An 8,643-nucleotide genomic window follows, 5' to 3' on the forward strand; every position below is an offset into this window, starting at 1 on the left:
CGAACACCGCCGTGCAGTCCTCCTCGGCCGCCAGCGCGAGCCCGGCGCGGTAGCCGGACTCGGCCGACCAGTCGCCCCGTACGAGCGGTGGCGGCACGCACCCGGCCTCGGTGAGCGCCGCATACCAGGCGTCGGCGCGGCGCTGTGCCGCGAACGAGCCCTCGGGACCGGCGAGATGCCATACGGTCCGGTGGCCCAGCCCGAGCAGATGGTCCACCGCGTCGCGGGTGCCGCCCGCCTGGTCGGTGTCGACCACCGTATAGCGGTCCCCGGCGTCCGAGTCGGCCACGACGACCTGGACGTGGGGCGGCAGGGAGAGCGCCGCCGCGTCGAGGAGGTGGACTTCCATGATGACGATGACGGCGTCGACGGCGAGTTCGCCCAGCCGGGAGAAGGCGCCGCGCACCTCGTCCTGGGTGGGGACGGCGACGGGGAGCAGGGTGACCGCGTAGCCCTCGTGCGCCGCGGAGGTGGCGATCGCCTCCAGCGTGCGCACATTGCCCGTGGTGGAGAGGGTGAAGGTGATGACGCCGATGGTGCGGAACTCGCCGCGTTTGAGCGCCCGTGCCGCGCTGTTGGGCCGGTAGCCGAGCTGCTTCATGGCGGCCAGCACCTCCCGCCGCGTGTCCTCGGTGACGCCGGGATAGCCGTTGGAGACCCGGGACACGGTCTGCGCGGAGACACCGGCGAGACGCGCCACGTCCGCCATGGACGCGCGCTGCGCGCGCCGGGCGGCCCGCGTCCCGGTACCGCCGTCGCCCGCCGGTGGGCCGTCCGCCGAAGAGGCGTCCGCCGGGGGGCTGCCCGCCGAGGGGTTGTCCGCTGCTTCCACTGTCTCCCTCGCTGCGTGCGTCCCGGATTTGTCAGACGGCTCTTGACCACCGTCATTGGGGCAGTGTAGACATTCCGCCATCAGATGTTTACGTAAACATAACACCTCCGCGCTTCCTTGATCGCCGGAATGTTTACGCAAACATCGCGACGGCGCGTGACGCCGGTTCCGTGATGGACGAGCGAGGAACGACATGACGACGCTGCAGCCCCCCGCCGCCGTGAAACGGCGCCCGGCCCCGCCTCCGGCGAAGCGGGACCGCCGCTCCTGGTCAGGCTGGGGGTTCATCGGCCCCTTCGTGGTGGTCTTCGCCTTCGTCTTCCTGGCGCCCATCGCCTATTCGATCTACCTCAGCCTCTTCCGCGACCAGCTCATCGGCGGCACCACGTTCGTCGGCCTCGACAACTACCAACAGGCCCTGCAGGACGACCGGTTCTGGCAGTCCCTGGCCCGGGTGTCGCTGTTCCTCGCGGTGCAGGTGCCGATCATGCTGGGCATCGCCCTGCTCGTGGCCCTCGCCCTGGACAGCGGGCGGCTGTACGGACGCGACTTCTTCCGGATCTCGATCTTCCTGCCGTACGCGGTGCCCGCCGTCGTCGCCACCCTCATGTGGGGGTTCATGTACGGCACCCGCTTCGGCCTGGTGAGCGACATCAACGACGCCCTCGGGACGTCGCTGCCGAACCCGCTGTCGCCCGATCTGGTGCTGGCGTCCATCGGCAACATCGTCACCTGGGAGTTCGTCGGCTACAACATGCTGATCTTCTACTCCGCGCTCCGGGTCATCCCGCACTCCCTGTACGAGGCCGCGGAGATCGACGGCGCCGGGCAGATCCGCGTCATCACCGCCATCAAGCTCCCCGCGATCCGCGGCGCCCTGGTCATCGCCACGATCTTCTCGATCATCGGCACCTTCCAGCTGTTCAACGAGCCGAACATCCTGCAGAAGCTGGCGCCCAACTCCATCACCACCGACTACACCCCGAACTTCTACACCTACTCGCTGTCCTTCTCGGGCCAGCAGCACAACTACTCCGCGACGGTCGCCATCATCATGGGGCTGATCACCATGGTCATCGCCTATGTCGTCCAGCTGCGCGGCATGCGCAAGGGAGCGTGAAGCGATGAGCACCCCGGTCACCACCGCCTCCCGGCCCGCCCCCGCCACGTCCGGCGCCCAGGGCTCCGCGCCCCGGCTGCGCGGGCCCCGAAAGCGCACCGAAGGCCGCCTCCCGCGCCGCAGTGTGCTGCTGACCGTCCTCACCGGGCTGGTCCTGCTGTACTCGCTGGTGCCGCTGGCCTGGCTGGTCATCAGCGCCACCAAGACCCAGGAGGGACTGGCCCGGTCGTTCGGGCTGTGGTTCAGCGGCGACTTCGCCCTGTGGGACAACATCAGTGAGACGTTCACCTACAACGACGGTGTGTTCACCCGCTGGCTGCTGAACACCGTGCTGTACGTGGTGGTCGGCGCCGGTGGCGCCACCCTGCTGGCGGTCCTCGGCGGCTACGCCCTGGCGAAGTTCACCTTCCCGGGCAAGCGTGCCGTCTTCGCCGTCATCATCGGCGCGGTCGCGGTGCCCGGCACCGCGCTGGCCGTCCCCACCTTCCTGATGTTCAGCGAGATGGGGCTGACCAACACCCCCTGGGCGGTGATCATCCCGTCCCTCATCTCGCCGTTCGGCCTGTATCTGATGTGGGTCTTCGCCACCGAGGCCGTGCCCGACGAACTGCTGGAGGCCGCCCGCATCGACGGGGCGAGCGAGGTGCGCACCTTCTTCCAGGTCGTCCTGCCGCTGCTCGCACCGGGCATCGTGACCGTGCTGCTGTTCACAGTGGTCGCCACCTGGAACAACTACTTCCTTCCGCTGATCATGCTGAAGGACCCGGACTGGTATCCGCTGACGCTGGGCCTCAACAGCTGGAACGCCCAGGCCGCGACCGCCGGCGGCGAGGCCGTCTTCAACCTCGTCATCACCGGCTCCCTGATCACCATCGTGCCGCTGATCGCCGCGTTCCTCCTGCTGCAGAAGTACTGGCAGTCCGGGCTCGCCGCCGGAAGCGTCAAGGAATAGCTCCACCACGCAGAGTCCCGCACCACGAAGAGTCCCGCACCACGAAGAAGTGGAAAGCACGCCCATGCGCATGAACGCTCGCCGCCTGCTGCGCGGCATCGCCCTGGTCTCCGCCCTCACCCTGGGGGCAACCGCCTGCGGCGGCTCCGACGACAGCGCCGCCGAACAGAAGCCGGTGTCCGCCAAGGACATCGACGCGGCCCTGAAGAAGGGCGGCACCCTGAAGGTGTGGGCCTGGGAGCCCACGCTCAAGAAGGTCGCTGCCGACTTCGAGAAGGAACACCCCAAGGTCAAGGTCGACTTGGTCAACGCGGGCACCAACGCGGACCAGTACAAGGCCCTGCAGAACGCCATCGCCGCGAAGAAGGGCGTCCCCGACGTCGCGCAGATCGAGTACTACGCGCTGGGCGAGTACGCCCTGACCAAGGCCCTCGACAAGCTGGCCCCGTACGGTGCCGACAAGCTCGCGGGCAAGTACTCCCCGGGCCCGTGGAACTCCGTGAAGTCCGGCAAGGACGTCTACGCCCTGCCCATGGACTCCGGGCCCATGGCGATGTTCTACAACAAGAAGGTCTTCGACAAGTACAAGCTCAAGGTGCCGACCACCTGGGACGAGTACGTCAAGACCGCCCGCGATCTGCACAAGGCCAACCCCAAGGCGTACATCACCGCTGACGTGGGCGAGGGCGGCACCGCCACCAGCATGCTGTGGCAGGCCGGTTCCCGCCCGTACAAGGTCGACGGCACCAAGGTGAAAATCGACTTCTCGGACGCGGGCGCCGAGAAGTACACCGACACCTGGCAGAAGCTCCTCGACGACAAGCTGATCGCGCCCATCACCGGCTGGACCGACGACTGGTACAAGGGCCTCGGCGACGGCACCATAGCCACCCTGACCACCGGCGCCTGGATGCCCGCCAACTTCGTCTCGGGCGTGAAGGACGCCTCCGGCGACTGGCGCGTGGCACCGCTGCCGCAGTGGACGGAGGGCGACACGACCACCGCGGAGAACGGTGGCAGCTCCCTGGCCCTGCCCACCCTCGGCAAGCACAAGGAACTCGCCTACGCCTTCGCCGAGTACGCCAACGCGGGCAAGGGCGTGCAGACCCGCATCAAGGAGGGCGCCTTCCCGGCGACCACCGCGGACCTCGAATCCGACGCGTTCCAGAACACCGCGTTCCCGTACTTCGGCGGGCAGAAGGCCAACAAGATCTTCGCCGAGTCGGCCGCGAACGTCGGCCGCGGCTGGTCGTACCTGCCCTACCAGGTGTACGCCAACTCCATCTTCAACGACACCGTCGGCAAGGCCTACGTCTCCGGCACCAAGCTGGCCGACGGCCTGAAGGCCTGGCAGGACGCCTCCGTCAAGTACGGAGAAGAGCAGGGCTTCACCGTCGAGAAGTAACCAGCCCCCTCGCGCCGCCCCGTACGGTTCACCGGAAGGACCACCATGATCTCCACCCTCCAGTCCCAGCCCCCGCACGGGACGGACGGTGACCCCACCCCACGCCTCGGCTACGGCGCGGACTACAACCCCGAGCAGTGGCCGCGCGAGGTGTGGGAGGACGACATCCGGCTGATGCGCGAGGCCGGTGTCACCATCGTCTCCGTGGGGATCTTCTCCTGGGCCCGCATCCAGCCGGCCGAGGACGAGTGGGACTTCGGCTGGCTCGACGAGATCATGGACCTGCTGCACACCGGTGGCATCGGGGTCGACCTGGCCACCGCCACCGCGTCCCCGCCGCCCTGGCTCACCACGGCGCACCCGGAGATCCTCCCGGTGACCGCCTCCGGTGAGACGGTGTGGCCGGGGGCGCGGCAGCACTGGCGTCCCACCTCGCCCGTCTTCCGCACCCACGCCCTGCGCCTGGTGCGGAAGCTGGCCGAGCGGTACGCCGGTCATCCCGCCCTGGTGGCCTGGCACGTGTCCAACGAGCTGGGCTGCCACAACATCTACGACTACTCCGACGACGCCGCCCGCGCCTTCCGCGGCTGGCTGCGCGCCCGCTACACCACGCTCGACGCGCTCAACCACGCCTGGGGCACCGCGTTCTGGTCCCAGCGGTACAGCGCCTGGGAGCAGATCCTGCCGCCCCGGCTGGCCGCCTCCCATCCGAACCCCACCCAGCAGCTGGACTTCAAGCGCTTCTCCTCCGACGCGCTGAAGGAACACCTGCGCGCGGAGCGGGACCTGCTGCGCGACCTCACCCCGGGCATTCCCGTCACCACGAACTTCATGGTGACGGGCGGCACCAAGGGCATGAACTACGCCGACTGGGCCGGTGAGATCGACTTCGTCTCCAACGACCACTACGTCCACCCCGGCCCGCAGGACCGCGACGAGCTGTCCTTCTCCGCGAACCTGGTCAGCGGCATCACCGGCGGACGCCCCTGGTTCCTGATGGAACACTCCACCAGCGCCGTGAACTGGCAGCCGGTCAACGTGGCCAAGCGGCCGGGCGAGCTGGCCCGTGACGCGCTGTTGCACGTGGCCCACGGCGCCGACGCCGTCTGCTACTTCCAGTGGCGGCAGTCGGCGGCCGGTGCCGAGAAATACCACTCGGCGATGGTGCCGCACGCCGGGCCCGACAGCGAGGTGTTCCGCTCGGTGGCGGCCCTCGGCCGGACCCTGCGGACCCTGGCCCCGGTGGCGGGGACCGAACGCGAACCGGCCCGGGTCGGGATCGTCTTCGACTGGGAGTCGTGGTGGGCGAGCGAACAGGACTCCCACCCGACCTCCCGCCTCGACTACCGCCAGGAAGCGCTGGACTGGTACTCCGCCCTCCTCGCCCTCGGCATACGCGCCGACGTCATCACCGCGACCGCCGACCTCGGCCGGTACGAGGTGCTGATCGCGCCGGTGCTGCACATGGTCCCCGCCGCGCTGGCCAAGGACCTCACCCGGTACGCCGAGCAGGGCGGCCACCTGATCGCCACCTACTTCTCCGGTGTCGTGGACGAGAACGACCACGTCTGGCTCGGCGGCTACCCGGGTGCCCTGAGCGAGCTGCTCGGTATCCGCATCGAGGAGTTCGGCCCGCTGCTCGACGGCGAGACGGTCGAGATCGAGACCGCGACCGGGGCCGGGGCCGGTGGCACGGCCACCGGCACCCTGTGGACCGACCGGATCACCGTCACCGCCCCCGAGGTGGAGGTGCTGGCCCACTACCGCGACGGGACGTACCCGGGCCGCCCCGCCATCACCCGCCGCGCGGTGGGCGGCGGCTCGGCCGCGTACGTCTCCACCCGGCTGGGGCCGGGCGGCCTCACCGGACTGCTGCCCGCGCTGCTCGCCCCCGCCGGTGTCACCAGCGAACTGCCGGACGGCGCCCGGGGAAGCGTCGAGCTGGCCGTGCGCCGCGACGGCGGCAGCCGCTATCTGTTCCTGGTCAACCGCACCGATACGACGGTGCCGCTGACCGGACTCGCCGGGGAGCCCCTGATCGGCGGTGCCGCGGGCGACGGGGTGTTCGCCCTGGCCCCCAGGGGTGTCGCCGTGCTGCGGCAGCCCGCGACCTGACGGCGGGATCCACCACGTCTGTCACCGCCTCCTGAAACTCCGTCGTCGCCCCCGCGGGCACGGCGGCCGGTCCACCGAAGCGTCCGCACACGAGTTGGGAGCACACGTTGGCACGCCGTACCCGCACACGACGCCTCCTGGGAACCATCGGAGTCACCGCCCTGGCCACCGGGGCGGCCCTCATCACCGCCCCGCCGGTGACCGCGCAGGCCACGGCGGCAGCCACGGCCGACGCCGTCACCGTCTCACCCGACCCCTCGTACCGGGCGGACAGATTCGAGGGCTGGGGCACCAGCCTGGTCTGGTTCGCCAACGCCACCGGCGACTATCCCAAGGAGATCCGCGAGAAGCTGGCCCGGCTGCTCTTCGGGGACAGCGGGCTCGCCCTCAACATCGCCCGCTACAACATCGGCGGTGGCAACGCCCCGGACGTCAAGGACTACCTCCGCGCCGGGGGAGCGGTCGAGGGCTGGTGGAAGGCCCCGGAGGGCACCACGCGCGAGGACACCGACTGGTGGAGCGCGGACGACAAGGCCGACTGGAACCCGGACGCCGACGCCACCCAGCGCTGGTGGGTCGACCGCATCAAGAATGACATCGACCACTGGGAGACGTTCAGCAACTCACCGCCCTGGTTCATGACCAAGAGCGGCTATGTCTCCGGAGGCTTCAACGCCACCGACGAACAGCTCAAACCGGAATCCGTCGACGACTTCGCCGCCTATATGGCGGGCGTCACCAAGCGGCTGGAGAAGGCACACGGCATCAAGGTCGACACTGTCGACCCGTTCAACGAACCCAACACCAACTACTGGAGCACCCGCCTGGGAGCCGACGGCGAGCCGGTCGGCGGACGGCAGGAGGGCGCGCACATCGGCCCGGAGGCCCAGCAGAAGGTGATCGACGCGCTGGCGCCCGCCCTGAAGAAGGCGCGGACCGGTGCGAAGATCTCCGCGATGGACGAGACCAACCCCTCCATCTTCACGCAGAACTGGAACACCTACCCGCAAGCGGTCCGCGACCTCGTCGGCCAGATGAACGTCCACACCTACGGCACCGGCGGCCGCACCAGCGCGCGCGACTTGGCCAAGGCGGCGGACAAGCCGCTGTGGATGAGCGAGGTCGAGGGCGACTGGGGCGACGGCCAGAGCTTCACCGATATGCGGCCCGGCCTCGGACTCGCCCGGCAGATGGTGGACGACCTGCGCGAACTGGAGCCCAAGGCCTGGGTGTTCTGGCAGCCGGTCGAGGACTACGACAACATGAAGCCCGGCGGGGAGTCGGCCAAGGGCGGGAACTGGGGCAGCATCCAGCTCCCCTTCAGCTGCACCTCCAAGGACACGCTCGAGAGCTGCCCCATCCGCACCAACACCAAGTTCGACACGGCCCGCAACTTCACCCACTACATCAAGCCCGGCGACCGGCTCATCAAGACCGATGACACCTCCAGCGCCGCGGCCGTCTCCAAGAAGGGCGACACGGCCACCGTCGTCCACGTCAACAGTGGCACCGCTCAGCGTGACGTCACCCTCGACCTGTCCAAGTTCGGCAAGGTCAGCCGCCACGCGACCGTCACCCCCGTGGTGACCAGCGCCGAGGGCAAGCTGGAGCGGCAGGACGCCATCGAGGTGACCGGCAAGAAGGCCACCTTCACCGCGCCCGCCCAGTCCGTGACGACCTTCCTCGTGAAGGGCGTGTCCGGGGTGGCCAAGGACGCCGCCGAGCTGCGCAAGGGCCACACGTACAAGCTGACCGGTGTCCAGAGCGGCAAGGCGCTCACCGTCGCTGACGACGGCACCAAGCTCGTCATCAGGGCCGGGGGCGCGGACACGGCCGCGACCGGCCAGCAGTGGCGGCTGCGCCAGATCAGCGGCGACACCGGCAACCGGCAGCGGTACGTGTTCACCAACCCCGTGGCGGGCAAGCGGCTGGCCGTCCGGGACGGCGCACCGGTGGTGGAGCCGGACCACGGGAAGCGTGACAAGGCCACCCAGTGGATCATGTCGACCACCGGTGACGGCACCTGGACGCTGGTCAACGCGGCCACCGGGCGACTGCTGGAGGTGGGCGGACAGGCCACGCAGGACGGCGCCGCCGTCACCGTCTGGACCCCGACGTCCGGCGCGAACCAGCGCTGGAAGGTCTCCGAGGTTCGCTGACGTCGGTGAGCTGATGTCCGTGAGCTGACGTCCACGGAGTCCCGTCTACCTCAATTGAGG

General features: G+C 69.4%; 6 protein-coding genes. 5 read left to right on the forward strand and 1 reads right to left on the reverse strand.

What is annotated here, in order from left to right; translation table 11 throughout:
• A partial coding sequence (locus SSOG_RS40105) for a LacI family DNA-binding transcriptional regulator (protein ID WP_039942548.1) occupies positions 1 to 709 on the reverse strand: 709 nt, incomplete at its 3' end.
• Positions 710 to 1,025: 316 nt separating this feature from the next.
• On the opposite strand from SSOG_RS40105, the gene SSOG_RS40110 reads away from it, so the two are divergent.
• From SSOG_RS40110 to SSOG_RS40130, 5 genes are all read left to right on the forward strand, one after another.
• Entirely contained in the window at positions 1,026 to 1,952 is a 927-nt protein-coding gene (locus SSOG_RS40110) for a carbohydrate ABC transporter permease (protein ID WP_009720039.1), read from the forward strand.
• Positions 1,953 to 1,956: 4 nt separating this feature from the next.
• Positions 1,957 to 2,904: a carbohydrate ABC transporter permease gene (locus SSOG_RS40115; RefSeq protein WP_009720041.1), complete on the forward strand. Its 948-nt coding sequence runs from the start codon at positions 1,957 to 1,959 to the stop codon at positions 2,902 to 2,904.
• Positions 2,905 to 2,968: 64 nt separating this feature from the next.
• Complete coding sequence (locus SSOG_RS40120; RefSeq protein ID WP_009720042.1) at positions 2,969 to 4,309, forward strand: ABC transporter substrate-binding protein; 1,341 nt, start codon at positions 2,969 to 2,971, stop codon at positions 4,307 to 4,309.
• A 45-nt stretch (positions 4,310 to 4,354) separates the two neighbouring features.
• Entirely contained in the window at positions 4,355 to 6,424 is a 2,070-nt protein-coding gene (locus SSOG_RS40125) for a beta-galactosidase (protein WP_009720043.1), read from the forward strand.
• A gap of 107 nt (positions 6,425 to 6,531) precedes the next feature.
• On the forward strand, positions 6,532 to 8,583 hold the full coding sequence (locus SSOG_RS40130) for an RICIN domain-containing protein (protein WP_009720044.1): 2,052 nt from the start codon (positions 6,532 to 6,534) through the stop codon (positions 8,581 to 8,583).
• Positions 8,584 to 8,643 lie beyond the last annotated feature (60 nt).

The sequence above is a fragment of the Streptomyces himastatinicus ATCC 53653 genome (assembly GCF_000158915.1).
Taxonomy (GTDB): Bacteria; Actinomycetota; Actinomycetes; order Streptomycetales; family Streptomycetaceae; genus Streptomyces; species Streptomyces himastatinicus.